Below are 20,892 nucleotides of genomic sequence, written 5' to 3' on the forward strand. Positions count from 1 at the left end.
TCACCCTGCCCTGCAGGTCGTGATGGCTTGTCCCTGTTCCGCCACCAGGAATTGACGATGACCCGAGGCAAGCGCATCTACGTACTGGATACCAACGTGCTCATGCACGATCCGACCGCGCTGTTCAAGTTCGAGGAGCATGATGTCTACCTGCCGATGCAGGTGATCGAAGAGCTGGACAACGGCAAGAAGGGCACCACCGAGGCGAGCCGCAATGCGCGCCAGGTCAGCCGCTTCCTCAATGAGCTGGTGCAGGCCTCGGGCCTGGACAACCTGGCCGATGGCATCCCGCTGCAGCGCCCGAACGGGCTGCAGCTGCGCGGCAAGCAGAGCGTGGGCCTGCTGCGGTTCCAGACCAGCCACTTCGAGGCCGGCAAGAGTTTCGGCGCGGTCATCCCCGACAACGCCATCCTCGGCGCGATCCTGGCGCTGAAAGAGCAGGTGCCGGACATCCCGGTGGTGTTCGTCTCCAAGGACATCAACCTGCGGATCAAGGCGGCGATCGCCGGCATCGTGTCCGAGGATTACGAGAACGACCGTGCGCTGGATGATTTCAGCCTGCTCTACACCGGTGCCACCGAGCTGCCGGAAGACTTCTGGAAGAAGCACACCGACAACCTGCGCAGCTGGAGCGACAAGGGCCGCACCAGTTACGAGATCATCGCCAGCGAAGACGAGAACTGGCATCCCAACCAGTACGCCTACCTGCCGGGCGACGATGAAGTCGAACTGCGCGTGGCCAAGATGGACGGCGACAAGATCACGCTGTCGCTGGTCAACGATTTCCGCCATGGCAGCCACGCGGTGTGGGGCATCAGCGCACGCAACCGCGAACAGAACTTCGCGCTCAACGCGCTGATGGACCCGGAGATCGATTTCGTCACCCTGCTCGGCACCGCCGGCACCGGCAAGACCCTGCTCGCGCTGGCCGCCGGCCTGGCCCAGACCATGGACCAGCAGCGTTACCGCGAGATCATCATGACCCGCGCGACGGTCAGCGTCGGCGAGGACATCGGTTTCCTGCCCGGCACCGAGGAAGAGAAGATGACGCCGTGGATGGGCGCGCTGACCGACAACCTGGAAGTGCTGACGCATACCCAGGAAGGCGGCGCATGGGGCCGTGCGGCGACCAACGACCTGATCGCCAGCCGGATCAAGATCCGCTCGCTGAACTTCATGCGTGGCCGTACGTTCCTGTCGCGCTATCTGATCCTGGATGAAGCGCAGAACCTCACCCCCAAGCAGATGAAGACCCTGATCACCCGTGCCGGCCCAGGCACCAAGATCGTCTGCCTGGGCAACGTCGAACAGATCGACACCCCGTACCTGACCGAGACCACCTCGGGCCTGACCTACGCGGTGGACCGCTTCAAGAACTGGCCGCACAGCGCGCACATCACGCTGCGTCGTGGCGAGCGTTCGCGCCTGGCCGATTACGCGTCGGAGGTGTTGTGATCCGTTCCCTGTCACGTGCCGTCCTGCCGCTGGCGCTTGCCGCGCTGGCGGCGGCCTGCACGCCCGCCAATACGCGGCCGGGCGCCAGCGTCCCGACCGCGATCAAGACCGGCCAGTCCTGGGTGGTGACGCGACCGCTGGTCGCCGCCCAGGTGCTGGATACCTGCTCGCGCGACAGTCCCGGCCGCGAGGCCGGGCGCGTGACCGGTTACTGGGCGCCCAGCCGCAAGGAGGTCGAGCAGTTGGAGGCCGCACTGCCGACGCTGGAGGCGCAGGTGCCAAAGGCCGCCGATTTCGATCGCCAGTACGTCGGCATCGAAATGAGCGGACGCAAGCTGATCTACCTCAATGCCTTCCATCTGCCCGATGACGCCGACATCGATCCGGCCCGCGACGCGATCCGGGTCTGCGATGGGGGCGCGCAGTTCTGGGGCGCGCTGTTCGATCCGGCCAGCGGCAGCTTCTCGGATGTGCAGTTCAACGGCCCGCCCCCGGGTCGTTGATCGTGCCGTGACCCCCACCGCGCACGCCGGATGAGCATCCGGCTGCCCACCTGGGTCTGGATCGGGGCGATCGCCCTGTCCTGCGTGGCCGGGATGGTCAACGTGGTCGGCTTCCTGGGGTTCGAGCACCAGGCGGTGAGCCACATGACCGGCACCACCAGCCAGCTCGGCATGGCGCTCGCCCAGCGGGACTGGCGGGTGGTCGCGCCTCTATGGGGACTGCTGATCGCGTTCTGTGCAGGCGCCACGCTCAGCGGCATGATCATCCAGGACAGCGGCCTGCAGCTGGGCCGACGCTATGGCGTGGTGCTGGCGCTGGAATCGCTGTTGCTGCTGATCGCGATCCCGCTGTTCAAGCAGCAGCAGATCTGGGGCGCACTGGCGGCGGCGATGGCCTGCGGCCTGCAGAACGCGATGGCGACCACCTTCAGTGGCGCGGTGGTGCGCACCACCCATCTCAGCGGCATGTTCACCGACCTGGGCATCGGCCTGGGCCATCTGCTGCGCGGCCTGCCGCTGCCGATCCGGCGCCTGACCCTGAGCGGGCTGATCATCAGTGGTTTCCTGGCCGGCGGCGTGATCGGCGCCTGGCTGTTCCTGCGCTTCGGCTATGACGCCCTGCTCGCCCCCGCCCTGCTGACCGGCGGCACCGGGCTCGGCTACGTGCTGTACCGGCAGTGGGCACTGCTGCGGGCACGCTGAGAGCGCGGCAGCAATGCCGCGGCAAACATTGCACAATCGAGTCATGACACCGTCCAGCCCCGTTTCCGCCCTGACCATCGCCGGCTCCGATTCCGGCGGGGGTGCCGGCATCCAGGCCGACCTGAAGGCCTTCGCCGCCCATCGCGTGCATGGGCTCTCCGCGATTGCCGCGCTGACTGCACAGAACACCCGTGGCGTCATCGCCGTGCACGTGCCGCCGCTGGATTTCCTGCAGGCGCAGATCGATGCCTGCTTCGCCGATTTCGACATCCATGCGGTGAAGCTGGGCATGCTGGCCAACGCCGAAGTGATCGGCCTGGTCGCTGATGCACTGGAAAAGCACCGGCCACCGCACGTGGTGCTGGATCCGGTGATGGTCGCCACCAGCGGCGCCAAGCTGCTGGAGGACAGTGCACTGGCGGCGATGCGCACCCGCCTGATCCCGTTGGCCACGCTGCTGACGCCCAATACTCCGGAAGCCGAGCTGCTGCTCGGCCGCCGCATCGTTACCGCCGAAGACGCGGAGGATGCCGCCGACGCGTTGCTCGAACTGGGCGCCGGTGCGGTACTGCTCAAGGGCGGCCATCTGGATGAAGGCAGCCGCGTGATCGATCGCTACTTCGACGGTGTGACCCGCGAAGAATTCATCCATACGCGGCTGCCCGTGGATGCGCACGGCACCGGCTGCACGCTGGCCTCGGCCATCGCCGCGCAACTGTGCCAGGGGCTCTCGTTGCCGAACGCCTGCGAAGCGGCCATCGATTACGTCGCGCGCGGGCTGCAGGGCGGCTATTACCCCGGCCGCAGCGAGGTGCTGGTGATCGACCACTTCGGCGCGGCACGCCCGGCATGATCGACGCCTCGCCCCTGCCCGTGCAGGCCGCAGACGGCCACCGCTTCGAGCTGCTGGCGCGCGTCCCCGTGCAGCCGCGCGCGCGGCTGCTGTGGCTGCCTGCGCTGGGTGTCGCCGCGCGGCACTACCTGCCTTTCGCCGAAGCGCTGGCCGCACGCGGCATCGCGGTGTACCTGCACGAGTGGCGTGGCAACGGCAGCAGCAGCCTGCGGCCCTCGCGCACGCAGGAGTGGGGCTATCGGGAAATCCTCGAACAGGACCTGCCGGCGAGCCTGGCCAACATGCCAGGGGAATCTGAAGCGCCTTTGATCATCGGCGGCCACAGTCTCGGCGGCCAGCTCGCCTGCTGCTTCGCGGGGCTGCACCCGCAGCGTTTTGCCCGCGTGTGGCTGGTGGCCAGCGGCACGCCGTACTGGCGCACCTTCCCTGCCCCGCGTGGCTGGACGCTGCCGCTGGTGTATCGCTTCCTGCCCTGGCTGGCCCAGCGCCAGGGGGTCCTGCATGGCAAGAAGCTCGGCTTTGGCGGCACCGAGGCACGCGGGTTGATCCGCGACTGGTCGCGCGTGGGCCTCAACAACCATTACGCGGCCGTCGGCATGGCGGACGATCTGGAGGCCGGCATGCGCGAGCTGCGCGGCCAGGCCACCGCGGTGGTGATGGAGGCCGACTGGCTGGCCCCGACGGGATCGATGCAGGGCCTGCTGGCCAAGATGCCGGGCATGCGTGCGCAGCTCAGCGTGATCAGTGCGCAGATGCTGGGTGCGCGTGCCGATCACTTCGCGTGGATGAAAACGCCGGAAGCCGTGGTGGAGCGGCTTTTTCATTCATTTGCATGAAGACCTTCACAAAAACCGTTGACGAATGCGACGCCGATCCGCATAATTCCGCTCCTGTTGACGCGCCCGTAGCTCAGTTGGATAGAGTACCTGGCTACGAACCAGGCGGTCGGGAGTTCGAATCTCTCCGGGCGCACCATCAACAGGGTATCGATTTCGCCGTCGGTATCAGCAATGAAAATTCGATGTAAATGCGCCCGTAGCTCAGTTGGATAGAGTACCTGGCTACGAACCAGGCGGTCGGGAGTTCGAATCTCTCCGGGCGCACCATTACATCGAACGGCAGGCTCGCCTGCCTTCCCGTCGAACGTGGCGACACGCGCGGCAGGACACACAACCAGACAATGCAAATGCGCCCGTAGCTCAGTTGGATAGAGTACCTGGCTACGAACCAGGCGGTCGGGAGTTCGAATCTCTCCGGGCGCACCATTGCATCGACGAAGACAGCAGCCATCGGTTGCTGTTTTTTTTTGCGTTGGCGCCGGCCAGCGGCCGGCACTACCGGGGGTCATCCCTGCGGTGCGCGTGCCTGGGCCGCCTGCATCGCCATGAGATCGGCTTCACCCGGCAGCTCCGGCGCCGGGCACGCGCCACCGGCGTGATCATCATGCGCCAGCCAGTCGTCCACCACGCCGCCCAGCAGATCCACGCGCAGCGGGAGGGTGATGTGGTCTTCGCCACGCATCTCGATGTAATGCACGCGCGGGCTGGCGGCGGCCAGGCGGCGGCCCTGCCCGACCGGCACGTGCGCATCGTCCTGGCCGTGCAGCAGCAGCACGCAGGCGCGGCTGTCGGCCAGCGCGCGGGTGACGTCGACGCGGTCCAGGTCCAGATCCAGCCGCTGGCTGGCGGCGGCGATCACCTGGTCGATATCCTGCCCGCCATAGCGCCAGCGCCCGTAGGCCGCCATGGCCTGCGCCTTCCATGCGGTCGGCTGCAGCGACATCAGGTGCGGGATCATGCTGCGGATCGCATCGCCGGCATTGGCGAAGGACTCCATCGCCACCACGCCGGTGACCTGATCGCCGAGCTTGTCGGCGGTGAACAGCGCCGTGGCCGCACCGTAGGAAACGCCGAACAGGTACAGCGGCCCGACCACCTCGCCGCGCGCCTTCAACGCCGCGATGACATCGACCACGTCATCCGATTCGAACGTGCCGTAGCCGGACGGGCCGGCGCCGGAATGGCCGTGGTTGCGCAGGTCGATGGTGACCACGCGGTAGCCGGACTGCGCCAGCTGCAGCGACCACGGCAGCATCGCATCACCGTTCATCATCCAGCCGTGCAGCAGCACCACCGTGCCGCGTGGCGCCTGCGGCTGGAACGGATGCGGCAGGTCCAGCGCCATGCCAGTGCGCAGCGGCTCGCCGTTCTCGTGCTGCTGGGCCAGGTAGGCGTAGCGCGCCCCGTACTGGCCCGGGTCGAAGGCCCGCCAGAAGATCGGCACGCCCGCGCGGCCGGTCACCAGGCCGTGCCGGTTGGGCACGCTGTCCACCGCTTCGGCGATGCGCGCGGTGTCCAGCAGCGTGGACACGCCACCCGGCGCGATCAGCCGATCGCTCAACGAGGTCGAGGCGGCGGTGGAGGTCAGGGAGGAGCAGGCAGCCAGCCACAGGCCAGCCCCGGCCAGCAGCAACAGCAGCAAGCGCTTCATGGGGAGATATGCGAAAAACAGACGAGTCGGGCAGGTTACCGATCACGCTGACGGCGCTCTATCGCATCCAGATGACCATCCGATGACAGCGAGGCCACGATTCAGGTTGACTAGCCCAGCCAGGCCTCCATGGTCGGCCACCAGCCCGCCAGCACCTCCGGGCGCTGCATGCGCTCGCGCCACCACTTCAGCGCGGCCCCCTCCTCGCCGGTGCGCCAGGCCAGCCAGAAGGTCTCATCCGGCTTGGGCTCCTCGACCTGCCGGATCACCAGCCGCCCTTCGCGCACCGCCTGCTGCACATACGGCTCGGGCAGGAAGCCGAACCCCAGTCCCGCACACTGCAGGCGGAACTTGCTGACCATGTCCGGCACGGTGACCGTCTCCTGCCCCATCAGCAGCCCGACCGTGCGCGGCAGCAGCCGCCGCGCCGAATCGGCCACGGCGATCGCACAGTGTCCGGCCAGCTGTTCGCGGCCCAGCGGCGCGGGCGCGGTGGCCAACGGGTGCGAGGGCGCCACCGCGAACACGAAACGCACCACGCCCATCGGCTCGACCACGTAGCCGCCGCCACTGGGCCCCTCGCCTGCCGCGCCGATCAGCAGGTCCGCGCGCCGGTCCAGCAGCGCCTCCCAGGTGCCCGACAGCGATTCACTGATCAGCCGCATCCGGGTCTGTTCGGCCACCGCATTGAACGCGCGCACGTCCTCGGCCAGCAGTGCCGGCACGAACATGGCGTCGACCGCCACGGTCAGTTCGGCTTCCCAGCCGGAGGCCACCCGCCGCACCCGCATCTCCAGCTCGCGCGCCGCCCGCAGCAGGTGGCGCCCCTCTTCCAGCAGCGCCTCCCCGGCCGGGGTGAGGTGCGCGCGCGGCCCGACCCGGTCGAACAGCTGCACGTCCAGGTCCTCTTCCAGCTTGGACACGGTGTAGGAAATGGTCGACGGCACCTTGTGCAGGGCCTTGCCGGCCGCGGCGAACGAGCCCCGGCGGTCGATGGCATCCAGGATCTGCAGGGCGTCGAGGCTGAGTTTGAGCATTCGAATTTTTCGATGATGGCTTGCAAAACTATCCGTTTTTCAAGCCGACGGAGCAAGCGGATACTGGCCGCAACAGGAAAGGGGACGGCAGCGACCGCCCCAGACCGCCATCGAAACCATCGAACACCAAGGAGATTCCCATGCTGCAGATCCGCAAGAGCAACACCCGTGGCAAGGCCGACCATGGCTGGCTGAACTCCATGCACACCTTCTCCTTCGCCAACTATTACGACCCGCGCTACGTCAGCTTCGGCCCGCTGCGGGTGATCAACGAAGACCGCGTCCAGGGCGGCCAGGGCTTCGGCACGCACAGCCACAGCAACATGGAGATCATCTCCTACGTGCTCGGCGGCGCGCTGGAGCACAAGGACTCGATGGGCACCGGCTCGGTGCTGCGCTACGGCGACGTGCAGCGCATGAGCGCCGGCAGCGGCGTCAGCCACAGCGAGTTCAACCACTCGGCCGACGAAGCGGTGCACTTCCTGCAGATCTGGCTGTTCCCCGACCAGGAGAACATCACCCCGAGCTACCAGGAGACCCACTTCGCCCCGGACACCAAGCGCGGCCAGCTGCGCCTGATCGCCTCGCGCGATGGCCGTGAGGGGTCGCTGCTGATCCACCAGGACGCCAACCTCTACGCCACGATCCTGGACGGCGACGACCGCGTCCACCTGCCGCTGGCCCCGCGCCGCGGCGCCTACGTGCAGGTCGCCCGCGGGCAGCTGCAGGTCAATGGCATCACGCTGGAGACCGGCGATGCGCTGCAGGTCAGCGACGAGGCACAGCTGACGCTGGAGAACGCCAGCGACGCGGAAGTCATCGTGTTCGAGCTGGCGCTGTAACCCAGGCCTCAAACGCAGACACCCCGGTTGCCCGGGGTGTCGTTCGTTGCGTGGATCAGAATCTGTAGTTCAGCGTCAGCCGCACGTTGCGCGGCTCGCCCCAGGTGTAGGTGCTGTACCAGCTGAAGATCGTGTAGTAGTGCTTGTCCAGCAGATTGTTGACGTTGAGCGTCGCCGACAGCTGGTCGTTGAACTGATAGCGCGCCATGGCATCGAGCAGCCAGTACGGCTCGGTGCGATGGAGCTGGCTCCCGCCGGTGGCGGGGTTGGTGATGGTGCCGAACGTGCTGCCCTGCCAGCGCGCGCCACCGCCCACGCTCCAGCCATCGGCTGCACCGGTGAGGCGGTAGCTGGTGTGCACGCTGAACTGATCTTCCGGCTCCAGCGTGGAGACCTTGGTGGACTGCTGGCGCGCGATCTTGTGCGCATAGCCGCCCTGGACCTGCCAGCCCGGCGCCAGCTGACCCGACACCTCCAGCTCGTAGCCCTGGGTGCGCACCCCCATCAGGCCTTCATAGGCGATCCCGCCGCTCGGCGTCCTGCCGCCGGTCGGTTGTGCGTAGTTCTCCTGCTCCAGCTGGAACACCGCCGCGCTGGCGTTGAGCCGACCGTCGTAGAACTCCGCCTTCAGGCCGGCCTCGTAGCTGCGCCCTTCCATCGGATCCAGTACCCGGCCCTGTTCGTCCTGGTTGCCCTGCGGCTTGAAGATGGTGCTGTAGCTGGCGAACACCGAGAAGTTGCGGTTGAGGTCGTACACCAGGCCGGCGTACGGCACGACCACGCCACTCTCGTCGGTATCCGGAGATTTATAGTTGGCGATGCGGCTGCCGATGATCAGCTTCAGCGGGTCGGCCAGGTCGAAACGGCCCACCACGTAGGCGCCGCTTTCGCGGGTGACCTGGTTGTCACCGTAGCCCCACTGCCAGTCCGGCTCGGGCACGTCGCCGGTCCAGGCGTAGTAGTCGGCAACGCCGCTGACATAGCCCGGCTGCGGCGAGTAGCCGTTGTTGACCCAGCGCTTGCGCGACACGCTGCCGCCGACCACCAGCTCGTGCTGACGGCCGAACCACTCGAACGTGCCACTCACGTACAGATCGGCCGCGTTGCTGGTGGTCTTGCCGATGTACTGGCCCAGCCACATGCTCACGCCTTCACCGGTGACCGGATCCGGATTGCCACCGGCCGCGGCACCCAGCGAGGCGTCATACCCGTTGACCTGATGGTTGAGCTGCAGCTTGGCGACCCAGTCATTGCCGAAGGTGTGCTCCAGCGTGGCGAAGCCGGTACGGGCGTACTGGCCCCAGCGGCTCCAGCGCGCGCCGTTGTTGAACGAGCGCGGCATCGTGTTGAAGTCGCCTTCGCTGTCCAGCAGCGGAATGCCGCCCCAGCTGGACCCCTCGGGATCGCTGTCCTGGTAATCGGCACCGACGGTCAGCAGCGTGCTCTCGCCGATGTCGGCCTCGAGGATGCCGTAGAACACCTCATTGCTGCGCTGGTAGTGGTCGGCATTGGAATGCCTGTCCTGGTAGGCGCCGACCACGCGGCCGCGCACGCGGCCACTGTCGGTGAGCGGCCCGCCGACATCGACCTCGGCGCGATAGCTGTCCCACGAGCCCACGCCCAGCGTGGCGCTGCCGGCCACTTCGCGGGTCGGCTTCTTGCGCACCAGGTTGATGGTCGCGCCCGGGTCGCCCATGCCGGTCAGCAGGCCGGTGGCGCCCTTGAGCACTTCGATGCGGTCGTAGATGGCCATGTCGCTGAGTGTGTTGCCGGCCGAGTACGCCGAATCACGCGCCATCGGGATGCCGTCGTACTGGAAGTTCTGCACCGCGAAGCCGCGCGCGTAGTACTCGGTGCGCTCGCTGTCATAGGTGACGATGCTCACGCCGGGCGTGACCTTCATGACGTCGTCGATGCCGTTGAGGCCGAAGTCGTTCATTTCCTGCCGGGTGATCACGCTGATCGACTGCGGGGTCTGGCGCGGGCTGAGCACCAGGCGGGTCGCCGTGGCGATCGTGCCGGGCGTATACGAATCACTGCCTTCGGTCACGGTGCCGAGCTGGTTGGCGGTGACCTGCACCGTCTGCAGGGTCTGCGCGCCCTCCTTGGGCGGTGCTTCGCCATTGGGCGCCTCGTCGGCCTGCACGGCCGAGGCGAACAGGGCCAGGCCCAGTACGCAGGCCATCGCCTGCATCAGCGGGGAGAGCGCGGGAACAGCACGACGGCGACCCGGGTGGATCGGGGCAACACGCAACGGAACGACGGACACGGCAATGCCTCCAGGCAGGAAGGAACTCCTCTGGCGGCGGCTGGAGGGAACGAATGGGCGGCATGATGCCGCATCCGGGGCGATAGCGAAAGGCTATCGCGGCATGCGATAGGCGGACAGCCCTGCAGCACGGTGATGCCCCCACTGCAGGCGGGGCGCAGCGGATCAAGGGGCGTGCCGATCAGGTCCAGCGATCTGCAGGTCCACGGGCTGGATCAGCCACGCGGTACCGGCGCATCCGAGGCGATCAGCTTCTCCTGCTTCAGCTCGGCCCAGAACGCGGCCGGAATCGCCACGGACATCGAGGCGACATTGGCCAGCACCTGTTCCGGCGTCCGCGCGCCGGGAATCACCGCCGAGACCACCTCCGGCGCATCGGCGAACTGCAGCGCCGCGGTGCGCAGATCCACACCATGGCGATCGCAGAGAGCCTGCACCTTCGCGCGCTTCTCCGGCGCCCACGACGGCACCTTGCCGTCATAGAGATACCGGTCGCGACCGGCCAGGTAACCGGCCAGCAGCGGCGAACCGACCACCACCGACGCACCGTGTGCGGCGATCTTCGGGAAGGTGTCATGCAACGCCTGCTCGTGGTCCAGCAGCGAGTACTGGCAGGCGAGCAGGAAGATGTCCGGATCCGCCTCGGCCACCGCGCGCAGTGCGGGCTCGGGACGGTTCACACCGAAGCCCCACGCCTTGATCAACCCCTCCTCGCGCATGCGGGTCAGCGCCGGCATCGCGCCCTTCGCCGCTTCCGCGAAACGCTGCTCCCAGGGCATGCCCAGGTCTTTCTCGTTGTCCGGCGACAGGTCATGGATGAAGACCACGTCCAGCTGCGACACACCCAGCCGGTTGAGGCTGTCCTCCACCGAACGCCGCGTGCCGTCCGCGGAGTAGTCGTAGCGGTAATGGAACGGCGACGGGTCCTTCCACATCACCTCCTGCAACTCACCGGCGGTCGCCGTCAGCAGGCGGCCGACCTTGGTCGACAGCGTGTACCCGCGCGCGGGGTGGCTGTGCAGGTGATGGCCGTACCGACGCTCGCTCAGGCCAAGCCCATACCAGGGCGAGGTATCGAAGTAGCGCACCCCGGCCGCGTACGCTGCGGCCAGGGTGGCTTCGCTCTGCGCATCGGTCGCGGCCTCGAAACCATTGCCGATCGCGACGCCGCCCAGGCCCAGGCGGGTGTGCGGACGGTAACGCCCGCCCTGCTGCGCGGGATTGCCGGGCAAGGGCTTCGCTGACGCCTGCCCGCGGGTGGGCAGGACGCTACCCGGGCCGGCCGGTTGCGCCATCAACGGCGAGGCCGCGAACGCTGCGGTACCGGCGGCGGCAACGGAGAGGAAGTGGCGGCGCGCGTTCACGGCGACTCCTGTTTCTGCGGGGGAAGCGCACACCTTCGCAGAGCGGTGGTGCAGGGCATGACGTTGCCGCGTCAAGGCAGCGGCAACACGGCCCCCTGCCGTCCTGCGGATGCTCAGCCCTGGCCAGCGCCGGCGACGAGAAGCAGCGTCTCGATCTCGCGGTAGCCGCGCTGGCGTGCATGCTGCAGTGGGCTCACGCCCTCACCGTCGGGCAGGTTCACATCCGCGCCTGCCGCGATGAGCTGACGGACGATCTCGACATGCCGTGGGCCGCCATCGGCGAGGATGATCGCCTCCAGCAGCGCGGTCCACTGCAGCTTGTTGACGTGATCCACATCGACACCGGCCGCGATCAGCGTCGCCACGGTCTCCACGTGCCCGCGTTCGGCCGCTGGAATGAGTGCGGTGCCGCCGTAGCGGTTGGTGCTCTTCAGGTCCGCACCGGCCGCGAGGGTCGCGCGCAGGATGTCGAGATGCCCGCGGGCCCCGGCGTAGAGGTAGGGGCTGTCCTGGATCGCGTCCTTGGCATTGACGTCGGCACCGGCCTGGATCAGCGCCAGCGCGGCCTCCACGTGGTTGTGGTGGGTCGCGACCAGCAACGGCGTCGCGTTCGCCATGCCGCGCGCATCCACCCGGGCGCCCTGCCCCAGCAGCGTACGCACCGCAGTGGCGTCACCTTTCTCCGCCGCCCGATGCAGCCGCTCTTCCAACGAGGCGGCACTGGCCGGCATGACCATGCCCATCAGCAGGCTCATGACCACCCAACCACGCAGCGACCTCCGTCCCATCGACATGTTCCTGCTCCTTTCACGGGGGCGCCCGGTGGGACGCCGCTGGAGAACGACCGTAGCCGAGCCGCCGCGCCGGTACCAATGAAGATTGGGGATCGACGGCATTCGCCATCCGAATGTGCCGGCCGGCGCGCGTTCCGCCGATTTCATGCGACGCTGCGCGCGACATTCGACACGGACGCACATCGCCATGCTGCATCACATTTCCCTGGGCGTGCGCGATCTCGCGCGTGCCGCCGCCTTCCACGATGCCGCGCTCGGTGCACTGGGCATGCGCCGCGTCTTCGAAGACGACGAGGCCATCGGATATGGCTACGCGGAGGATGAGGACCTGGTATGCCTGAAACTGCGGGCCGATGCGGCAGCGCCCGGACCTGGATTCCACCTGGCGTTCGGCGCCCCGTCCCGCCAGGCCGTGGACGCGTTCCATCGCGATGCGCTGGCGGTCGGCGGCACCTGCAATGGTGCGCCGGGACTGCGCGCGGACTATGGCGATCACTACTACGCCGCGTTCCTGATCGATCCGGACGGGCATCGGATCGAAGCGGTCTGCAAGTCGGTCGCTTGAACCGGATCGCACAAAGAAAAAGGCCTCCGCACTTGCGTACGAAGGCCTTCTCTACAACTGGCGGAGCGGGAGGGATTCGAACCCTCGATAGAGTTTTAAGCCCTATACTCCCTTAGCAGGGGAGCCCCTTCAGCCACTCGGGCACCGCTCCAGTGTTCTTGGTCCGCCGCCGTGATGAATCATCTCAGCGGGGGCGCGAATAATAACGTTTTCCGCGCCCTCAGGTAAAGCCTTAATCCGAAGAATTTTCACTTCCGGATGCATTCGGCTCATCACCGCGCTGGATGCGCTGGTAAATCTCTTCGCGGTGCACGGCCACGTCCTTCGGAGCGGTGATACCGATACGCACCTGGTTGCCCTTGACGCCGAGCACGGTCACGCTGACCGAGTCACCGATCATCAGGGTTTCGCCTACACGGCGAGTCAGGATCAACATTTGTTCAAGTCTCCAGGGGAACCGGTGGTGGCATTTCCCCACCGGCTTGGCGCCCCGGCAAGAGCGCCCCACGACAACGGGAAAAGATTCGCCATAGTACCGTCAGGCCTCCCGACCCATCAAGGAGCAGGAGGCTTCAGGCTGTTCAGATACGGGGGGTGACCCAGTCGACGACCGCAGCCAGTGCAGAAGCAAGGGCGGGCCCGTCCTCACCACCACCCTGGGCGAGGTCCGGGCGGCCGCCGCCCTTGCCCCCGATCTGACTGGCGATATGGGCCAACAGTTCCCCGGCCTTGACCTTGCCCATTGCGCTGCCGTTCACGCCCGCGACCAGGGCGGCCTTGCCGTCCTGGGTGCCGGCCAGCACGATCACCGCGTTGCCGAGCTGCTGCTTGAGGCGGTCGATCGCATCGCGCAGCGCCTTGGCATCAAAGCCTTCCAGGCGCGCGGCCAGGATCTTGATGCCGTTGACCTCGACCGCGGCGGCGCCCAGATCGGCGGTCGCACCGGCGGCCTGCTTGGCCTTGAGCGCCTCGAGCTCGCGCTCGAGCTTCTTCTGGCGCTCGCCCAGCTGGCGGATCTTGTCGACCACGTCGCCGGCGTTGCCGCCGAGCAGTGCGGCCGCTTCGCTCAGCTGCGCTTCTTCATGGGCCACGTAGTCCAGCGCGCCCTGCCCGGTCACCGCTTCGATGCGGCGCACGCCCGAGGACACACCGCCTTCAGCGGTGATCTTGAACAGGCCGATGTCACCGGTGCGCGACACATGCGTACCGCCACACAGTTCGGTGGAGTAATCGCCCATCTTCAGCACGCGCACGTGCTCGCCGTACTTCTCGCCGAACAGCGCCATCGCACCGAAGTCGAGCGCTTCCTGCATGCCCATGGTGTGGACTTCGGCCGCGTTGTTGGCGCGTACCTGCTCGTTGACCTTGCGTTCGATGATCGCCAGGTCCTCGGCGCTGATCGGCGCGAAGTGCGAGAAGTCGAAGCGCAGGCGATCGGGTGCGACCAGCGAGCCCTTCTGCTGCACGTGGGTGCCCAGCACTTCGCGCAGGGCGGCATGCAGCAGGTGGGTGGCCGAGTGGTTGAGGATGGTCGCGCCGCGGCGCTGCCCATCGACCTGCCCGGACAGCACATCGCCGACCTTCAGGGTGCCGGAGGTGATCCTGCCCACGTGCCCATGGAACTGGCCCGCGAACTTCTGGGTGTCGCTGACGTCAACCTGCACGCCGGCGCCTGACAGGCTGCCGTTGTCGCCGACCTGGCCACCGGATTCGGCGTAGAACGGGGTCTGGTGGGTCAGCACGATGACGTCGTCGCCGGACTGCGCGGTCTCCACCGGGCGGCCCTCCTTGAGGATCGCCACCACGGTGAGGTCGTCGGCCTGCAGGCGGTCATACCCGAGGAACACGGTCGGCTTGAGCGTGGCGACCAGATCGGCCGACAGGGTCACGCCGCCGCCGAACTTGCCGGCCGCGCGCGCGGTCTCGCGCTGGGTGTCCATCGCGGCGTTGAAGCCCTCGATATCCACGGTCAGGTCACGCTCGCGCGCGATGTCCTGGGTGAGATCGAGCGGGAAGCCGTAGGTGTCGTACAGGCGGAACGCATCCACGCCCGGGATCACGCCGTTGCTGACCTTGGCCGCGACGTCGTCGAAGATCTTCATGCCCGAATCCAGCGTTTCAGCGAAACGCTCTTCTTCGGCCTGCAGGGCGCGCACGACGATGTCGACCTGCGCCGGCAGTTCCGGATAGGCCACGCCCATCTGCTCGACCAGGGTCGGCACCAGCTTGCTGAAGAACGGCTGGCGCACGCCCAGCATCCAGCCATGGCGCAGGGCGCGGCGGATGATCCGGCGCAGCACGTAGCCACGGCCTTCGTTGGACGGCAGCACGCCATCGACGATCAGGAACGAGCACGCGCGGATGTGATCGGCGATCACGCGCAGCGACTTGTTCTCCAGATCGGCCATGCCGGTCAGCTCGCTGGCCTTGCGGATCAGCGCCTGGAACAGATCGATCTCGTAGTTGGTGTGGACGTGCTGCAGGATCGCGGCCAGACGCTCCAGGCCCATGCCGGTATCCACGCACGGCGCCGGCAGCGGCACCAGGGTGCCGTCGGGCTGGCGGTCGAACTGCATGAAGACCAGGTTCCAGATCTCGATGAAGCGGTCGCCGTCTTCATCCGGCGAGCCCGGGGGGCCACCGGCGATATGGTCGCCATGGTCATAGAAGATTTCGGTGCACGGGCCGCACGGGCCGGTTTCCGCCATCTGCCAGAAGTTGTCCGAGGCAAACGGCGCGCCCTTGTTGTCGCCGATGCGCACGATCCGGTCTTCCGGAATGCCGACCATGTCGCGCCACAGCGCATAGGCCTCGTCATCGGTCTGGTAGACGGTGACCAGCAGGCGCTCGGCCGGCAGCTTCCAGACCTGGGTCAGCAGCTCCCAGGCCCAGGCGATGGCGTCCTTCTTGAAGTAATCGCCGAACGACCAGTTGCCCAGCATTTCGAAGAAGGTGTGGTGGCGCGCGGTGTAACCGACCTGGTCCAGATCGTTGTGCTTGCCACCGGCGCGCAGGCAGCGCTGGACGTCGGCCGCGCGCACGTAGCTGCGCTTCTCGGCGCCAAGGAACACGTCCTTGAACTGCACCATGCCGGAGTTAGTGAACAGCAGGGTCGGATCATTGCCCGGCACCAGCGGCGCCGACGGCACGATCGTATGGCCTTTGCCCTTGAAGAACTCAAGGAAATCGCTGCGGATCTGGGAGGTAGTGAATTTGACGGATGCGTTCATGGGGGGCTGGCTTTGTGCGGGCCGGTCAGTCCCTGGCACGCAGCCCCAATGGCCGGGTGTCAACTGCAGGACCGCCGAAACCACAAAGGGTATCAGGCCCGGGCCGCTCAGTCCTCAGGGTCGTAACGGGTAGCCTGGCGGATGCTGTCGCCGGGGAACCCACGGCGGGCCAGAAGATCGGCGGCTTTGCGCCGCGCAGGCAGTTCCTGCGGGCCGGCGTCGCCGAAACGGCGGCAGACCAGGTCGCGGGCGTTCTCGGTCCAATCGCCCTCGAAGGTGTCCATGGCGGCGGCGATCTGGTCGCTGTCCAGCCCATGCGTGCCCAGTTCGGCGCGGATGTGGATCGGGCCGTAGCCCGTATTGGCCCGGATCCGGACCAGGTTCTCGGCAAAGCGGGTGTCATCCTGCCAGCCGGCCTCGGCCAGCTTGGCGACGGCCGCATCGGCCGCCTCGTTCTCGATGCCACGGGCCTGCAGCTTGCGGGTCAGCTCTTTACGCGAATGCTCCCGGCGCACCAGCAGCGCCAACGCCCGCTGGACCGGCGTCTGTTCCTGGACACGGCGCTTGCGCCGGGGTGCGGGGGCTTCGGAGTCTTGCATGGCAGCGGTCCATTACAGTGCGCCGTCCTTGGCGCCATCCCGTCGGGGATACGTGAAACTGCGGGACAGGGCGAGCGTCACTGACGGCGCTGCCCTGCCCCGCAGGAAACTCATTCGGCGTCGTCTTCGGCCTCGTCGCCGCCTTCGCGCACGGCTTCCTCCGGCTGGAACTTTTCGCGCAGCTCGGCTTCCAGGCGCTGGGCAATCTGCGGGTTGTCGCGCAGGTAGCCGCGGGCGTTGTCCTTGCCCTGGCCGATGCGCTCTTCGCCGTAGCTGTACCAGGCGCCGGCCTTCTCGACCAGCTTGGCTTCCACGCCCATGTCGATCAGTTCGCCTTCGCGGCTGATGCCTTCGCCGTACAGGATCTCGGTGATGACCTGCTTGAACGGGGGCGCCAGCTTGTTCTTGACCACCTTGATCTTGGTCTGGTTGCCGATGATCTCGTCGCCCTTCTTGATCGCACCGATGCGGCGGATGTCCAGGCGCACCGAGGCATAGAACTTCAGCGCGTTGCCGCCGGTGGTCACTTCCGGGCTCTGGCCCGGCATCATCACGCCGATCTTGTGACGCAGCTGGTTGATGAAGACCACCAGGGTGTTGGAGCGCTTGATGTTGCCGGTCAGCTTGCGCAGCGCCTGGCTCATCAGACGGGCCTGCAGGCCCGGCAGCTGGTCGCCCATTTCACCTTCGATTTCGGCCTTCGGGGTCAGCGCGGCGACCGAGTCGACCACCACGATGTCCACCGAGCTGGACCGCACCAGCATGTCGGCGATTTCCAGCGCCTGCTCACCGGTATCCGGCTGCGAGAGCAGCAGGTCGTCCACGTTGACACCCAGCTTGGCGGCGTAGATCGGATCCAGCGCGTGCTCGGCATCGATGAAGGCGGCGGTACCGCCCTTCTTCTGGCATTCGGCGATCGCCTGCAGGGTCAGGGTGGTCTTGCCCGAGGATTCCGGACCGTAGATCTCCACGACACGGCCCTTGGGCAGGCCACCGATACCGAGGGCGATGTCCAGCATCAGCGAACCGGTGGGGATGACCTCGACCGCCTCGACGACGCGGTCGCCCATGCGCATCACGGCGCCCTTGCCGAACTGCTTTTCGATCTGGCTCAGCGCGGCGGTGAGGGCGCGCTTCTTGTTTTCGTCCATCGGAGTGGTCCTTGCAGAGGTCGTATCGGTGGAGGTGCTGTCTTTGGAAGTCTTCTTGGCCATGGGTTCACTTTAAGGCTGGCGTATCGCACGGGCTGAGATTCTGCCCGGCGTTCGGAAAAAAAGTATCGGACATCCGTACCAACCTCAGCAGAACCAGAGATGTGCCACAAAAGACCGCGCGTAATAGAGGGAAAAACCGGGTCAGCGGTTGGGCCGCAGCAACCCGCAATAGAGGCCTTCGATGGCGAAGTCCTGGTCGGGCAGCACTTCGATCGGCTTGTAATCGGGGTTGCGCGGCAGCAGGCGGATCCGGTCCTTGCCCATCTTCAGCAGCTTGACCGTGATCTCGTCATCGATGCGGGCCACCACGATCTGGCCGGACCGGGCGTCGCGGGTGCGGTGCACGCCGATCAGGTCGCCGTCGAAGATGCCTTCGTCGATCATCGAGTCGCCCTGCACTTTCAGCAGGTAATCCGGTGCCGGCGAGAAGAACACCCGGTCCAGGACCACGAAATCGTCGGAGCCGATGTCCGCCCCGATCGGCAGACCGGCCGCGACCCGGCCCAGCACCGGCAGGCGCAGGACGTGGTCCGGCAGCGCCGAGGCGTGCAGCGATTCGGGCAGGCCGCTCTGCAGCGACGGCGCCTGGACCAGCCGGATGCCGCGCGCCTGGCCCGGGATGCGACGGATCGCCCCGGCCTGCTCCAGCGCCTCCAGATGGTATTGCGCGGCCCGGACGCCCTTGAAGCCGAACGCACGGGCGATTTCGGTCTGCGACGGCGGTGCGCCATCGGTCTCTATACGCTCGGCGATCAACTGCAGGATCGCCTGCTGGGTATCGGTCAGGTCCATGGTTAGTAGTATTACTACTAACGATGCGGGCACGCAAGTGCCCGCAGAGAAAGAGCAGATAGAAGAAGGGTGGTCCAGGCCCGACCGAAGCCGCCAGCAACACCTGTAGCCACCGACCGTTGGTCGGTGACCGCGCGCACGCGCGGCAATGCCTGACGGCGCGTGCGCATGTCGCTTGCGGCCGTCTCTCCGGCGTTTAGCCTCTGCCATCTCTTGGGTCAGGCATTCGTGGGCGCCGGATGAGGAGCAGCCACGCATGGCGTGGCTCTACAGGGGGGCCGAAGCAGCCACGCATGGCGTGCCGGTGGCGCAACCGAGGCAGCGGGACGGGCCGAAGCGCAGCCACGCATGGCGTGGCGCAACCGGAAGCGGTGACGGGTCGGTCAGGAAGGAGCGTCCGACCAACGGTCGGACCTACACGGAATCCCCCGCTTGGGCGGGAGATTCCGGGGATCCTGCGGATCCCAGCGGCAAGAACCCTACGGGTTCTTGCCGCTGCGCCAGATCGAAAACAGGATCCACACGCCGCAGAGCCCGGCGCCGATGAAGCCGGCCACGCCGAGCGCGAGCAGCCAGCGGCTGGAGATGCCGCCGACGCTGTGCATGACGATCGAGGAGCCGATGATCAGCGCGGCAGTCACGATCCCCATCACCAGCCGGTTGGCGGCGCGGTTGACCTGGTCGCCGAACCCCTGCAGCGCGGTGGTCTCGACCTTGAGCTGGAGCCGCCCGCGGCGCGCCATCTGCAGCAGGCGGCGCACATCGCGCGGCAGATCGCCGACCAGGTCCATCACCCCGACCAGGCTGCGCTTGCCGCGCTTGAGCATCGCGCCGGGCGAGTAGCGCTGCCACATCACGCGCTCCAGATAGGGACGCGCGGCACTGGCCATGTCGAACTGCGGATCGAGCTGCCGCCCCATGCCTTCCAGGGTGAGGAAGGTCTTGATCATCAGCGCGAGGTCGGCCGGCAGGGTCAACGCGTACTGGCGCAGCAGCTGGGTGATGTTGCCCAGCATCAGGCCCATGTGCAGGTCTTTCAGCGGCACGCCGCGGTACTGGTCGACCAAGGTGCTGATGTCCTGCTGCAGCCGCGATTCGTCGACCTCCACGCCCCCGGCCCAGTCCAGCAGCACGTCGGCTACTTGTTCCGGCTCCTGGGTGACCAGGCCATGCAGCAACTGGGCAACCTGGAAACGGCGCTGCTCGGAGATCGCACCGACCATGCCGAAATCGATCACGCCGATGCGGCCATCCCGCAGGTAGATGATGTTGCCCGGATGCGGGTCGGCGTGGAAACAGCCATCTTCCAGCACCATCTTCAGCACGATGCGTGCCCCCGTGCGGGCCAGCTGCACGCGGTCCAGACCGGCCGCATCGACGCCGGCCAGGTCACGGCCGGGAATGCCGTCGACGAAGTCCTGCACGTTGAGGCTCTCGCAGGTCCACTGCCAGTGCACGTTGGGGATCAGGATGTCCTCGCGGCCCTGGAAGTTGCGTGCGATGCGTTCGGCATTGCGGCACTCGGCGGCGAAATCCAGCTCGCGGCGCAGCGATACCTGGAACTGCTGCACCACTTCGGCCGGGCGGTAGCGCTGCAGGTCGGGCAGGCGCGCTTCGACGATTTCGGCCAGCCGCGCCAGCAGACGCAGATCGGCCTCGATCACGTCACGGATGCCCGGCCGCCGGATCTTCAGCACCACGGCGGTGCCGTCGTGCAGGGTCGCGCGATGGGCCTGCGCCAGCGAGGCTGCGGCCATCGGCGTTTCATCCAGCCACGCGAACACCTCGGTCGCCGGCGCGCCCAGGTCGCGCTCCAGCTGATCACGCACCTGTGCATACGGCAGCGCGGGCACGGCGTTCTGCAGTTCGGAGAATTCAGCGATCCAGTCCGGCGGGAACAGGTCCACGCGGGTTGCCAGCACCTGGCCGAGTTTGACGAACGTGGGGCCAAGGTCTTCCATCGCACGACGGACGCGCACCGGTGCGGTCATCCGCAGCATCTGCTGGGTGTCGTTCCAGTGCAGCAGCCGGCCGGCGCGTTCGAGCACATCGGCCAGGCCGATCCGGCGCACCAGGTCGCCAAAGCCATAGCGAATCAGGACCGACGCGATTTCCTGCAATCGCCCCAGGTCACGCACGGTACCCAGCGTTTCCCACATCGGCCCACTCTCCTGTCAGCACAC

General features: G+C 67.1%; 17 protein-coding genes, 4 tRNA genes and 1 pseudogene. 10 read left to right on the forward strand and 12 right to left on the reverse strand.

The genetic code is table 11. The annotated features are described in order from the left end of the window. Positions 1-57 precede the first annotated feature (57 nt). The 8 genes and pseudogenes from HDC96_RS06450 to HDC96_RS06485 all read left to right on the forward strand — a co-directional run bounded on the left by HDC96_RS06450 (position 58) and on the right by HDC96_RS06485 (position 4,778). Complete coding sequence (locus tag HDC96_RS06450; protein WP_179459234.1) at positions 58-1,455, forward strand: PhoH family protein; 1,398 nt, start codon at positions 58-60, stop codon at positions 1,453-1,455. Continuing rightward, a complete protein-coding gene (locus HDC96_RS06455; protein ID WP_179459635.1) occupies positions 1,455-1,958 on the forward strand; it encodes a hypothetical protein in 504 nt (167 codons plus the stop codon). Before HDC96_RS06450 ends, HDC96_RS06455 begins: the two co-directional genes overlap by 1 nt. 30 nt (positions 1,959-1,988) lie before the next feature. After that, positions 1,989-2,660, forward strand: a complete 672-nt coding sequence (locus HDC96_RS06460; RefSeq protein ID WP_179459235.1) for a YoaK family protein — start codon at positions 1,989-1,991, stop codon at positions 2,658-2,660. A 43-nt stretch (positions 2,661-2,703) separates the two neighbouring features. Next, the gene (gene thiD, locus HDC96_RS06465; RefSeq protein ID WP_179459236.1) at positions 2,704-3,513 is read left to right on the forward strand and encodes a bifunctional hydroxymethylpyrimidine kinase/phosphomethylpyrimidine kinase; all 810 of its coding nucleotides are present in this window, start codon (positions 2,704-2,706) and stop codon (positions 3,511-3,513) included. Further along, a pseudogene (locus tag HDC96_RS06470) lies at positions 3,510-4,408 on the forward strand (alpha/beta fold hydrolase); the annotation flags it as partial. The gene thiD and the pseudogene HDC96_RS06470, both read left to right, overlap by 4 nt. 3 nt (positions 4,409-4,411) lie before the next feature. Beyond that, a tRNA-Arg gene (locus tag HDC96_RS06475) sits at positions 4,412-4,488 on the forward strand. 54 nt (positions 4,489-4,542) lie between these two features. Further along, positions 4,543-4,619: transfer RNA gene (locus HDC96_RS06480), tRNA-Arg, on the forward strand. Between the two features lie 82 nt (positions 4,620-4,701). Beyond that, positions 4,702-4,778 (forward strand) — tRNA-Arg (locus HDC96_RS06485). A gap of 79 nt (positions 4,779-4,857) precedes the next feature. Here the strand turns inward: HDC96_RS06485 and HDC96_RS06490 are convergent. Both HDC96_RS06490 and HDC96_RS06495 read right to left on the reverse strand, forming a co-directional pair. Then, on the reverse strand, positions 4,858-6,003 hold the full coding sequence (locus HDC96_RS06490; RefSeq protein WP_179459238.1) for an alpha/beta fold hydrolase: 1,146 nt from the start codon (positions 6,001-6,003) through the stop codon (positions 4,858-4,860). A 110-nt stretch (positions 6,004-6,113) separates the two neighbouring features. Then, positions 6,114-7,040 (reverse strand): LysR family transcriptional regulator, encoded by a 927-nt coding sequence (locus tag HDC96_RS06495; RefSeq protein WP_179459239.1) that lies wholly within the window; start codon positions 7,038-7,040, stop codon positions 6,114-6,116. A gap of 140 nt (positions 7,041-7,180) precedes the next feature. Here HDC96_RS06495 and HDC96_RS06500 point away from each other — a divergent pair, with 140 nt between their 5' ends. Next, a complete protein-coding gene (locus HDC96_RS06500) occupies positions 7,181-7,882 on the forward strand; it encodes a pirin family protein (RefSeq protein ID WP_179459240.1) in 702 nt (233 codons plus the stop codon). Between the two features lie 55 nt (positions 7,883-7,937). On the opposite strand, the gene HDC96_RS06505 is transcribed toward HDC96_RS06500, so the two are convergent. From HDC96_RS06505 to HDC96_RS06515, 3 genes are all read right to left on the reverse strand, one after another. Then, positions 7,938-10,076 carry a TonB-dependent siderophore receptor gene (locus tag HDC96_RS06505; protein WP_179459636.1) on the reverse strand — a complete coding sequence of 713 codons (2,139 nt, stop codon included), beginning with the start codon at positions 10,074-10,076 and terminating at the stop codon, positions 7,938-7,940. A 290-nt stretch (positions 10,077-10,366) separates the two neighbouring features. Further along, positions 10,367-11,515: an aldo/keto reductase gene (locus HDC96_RS06510; protein ID WP_179459241.1), complete on the reverse strand. Its 1,149-nt coding sequence runs from the start codon at positions 11,513-11,515 to the stop codon at positions 10,367-10,369. 113 nt (positions 11,516-11,628) lie between these two features. Further along, entirely contained in the window at positions 11,629-12,270 is a 642-nt protein-coding gene (locus HDC96_RS06515) for an ankyrin repeat domain-containing protein (RefSeq protein WP_218842116.1), read from the reverse strand. Between the two features lie 124 nt (positions 12,271-12,394). On the opposite strand from HDC96_RS06515, the gene HDC96_RS06520 reads away from it, so the two are divergent. Further along, positions 12,395-12,874: a VOC family protein gene (locus HDC96_RS06520; protein ID WP_306455616.1), complete on the forward strand. Its 480-nt coding sequence runs from the start codon at positions 12,395-12,397 to the stop codon at positions 12,872-12,874. Positions 12,875-12,932: 58 nt separating this feature from the next. Here HDC96_RS06520 and HDC96_RS06525 read toward each other — a convergent pair. The 7 genes from HDC96_RS06525 to ubiB all read right to left on the reverse strand — a co-directional run bounded on the left by HDC96_RS06525 (position 12,933) and on the right by ubiB (position 20,868). Continuing rightward, positions 12,933-13,025, reverse strand: a tRNA-Ser gene (locus HDC96_RS06525). A gap of 81 nt (positions 13,026-13,106) precedes the next feature. Then, positions 13,107-13,310: a carbon storage regulator CsrA gene (gene csrA / locus HDC96_RS06530; RefSeq protein WP_019183311.1), complete on the reverse strand. Its 204-nt coding sequence runs from the start codon at positions 13,308-13,310 to the stop codon at positions 13,107-13,109. A gap of 145 nt (positions 13,311-13,455) precedes the next feature. Next, entirely contained in the window at positions 13,456-16,104 is a 2,649-nt protein-coding gene (alaS, locus tag HDC96_RS06535) for an alanine--tRNA ligase (RefSeq protein ID WP_179459243.1), read from the reverse strand. A gap of 107 nt (positions 16,105-16,211) precedes the next feature. After that, positions 16,212-16,703 carry a recombination regulator RecX gene (gene recX / locus HDC96_RS06540; protein ID WP_179459244.1) on the reverse strand — a complete coding sequence of 164 codons (492 nt, stop codon included), beginning with the start codon at positions 16,701-16,703 and terminating at the stop codon, positions 16,212-16,214. Between the two features lie 110 nt (positions 16,704-16,813). Next, a complete protein-coding gene (gene recA, locus HDC96_RS06545; RefSeq protein WP_123728917.1) occupies positions 16,814-17,854 on the reverse strand; it encodes a recombinase RecA in 1,041 nt (346 codons plus the stop codon). A gap of 204 nt (positions 17,855-18,058) precedes the next feature. Next, the gene (gene lexA, locus HDC96_RS06550; RefSeq protein ID WP_179459245.1) at positions 18,059-18,709 is read right to left on the reverse strand and encodes a transcriptional repressor LexA; all 651 of its coding nucleotides are present in this window, start codon (positions 18,707-18,709) and stop codon (positions 18,059-18,061) included. A 479-nt stretch (positions 18,710-19,188) separates the two neighbouring features. Next, positions 19,189-20,868: a 2-polyprenylphenol 6-hydroxylase gene (gene ubiB / locus HDC96_RS06555; RefSeq protein WP_179459246.1), complete on the reverse strand. Its 1,680-nt coding sequence runs from the start codon at positions 20,866-20,868 to the stop codon at positions 19,189-19,191. Between the last annotated feature and the right edge of the window lie 24 nt (positions 20,869-20,892).

Source organism: Stenotrophomonas sp. JAI102, assembly GCF_013409105.1.
GTDB lineage: Bacteria > Pseudomonadota > Gammaproteobacteria > Xanthomonadales > Xanthomonadaceae > Stenotrophomonas > Stenotrophomonas maltophilia_AA.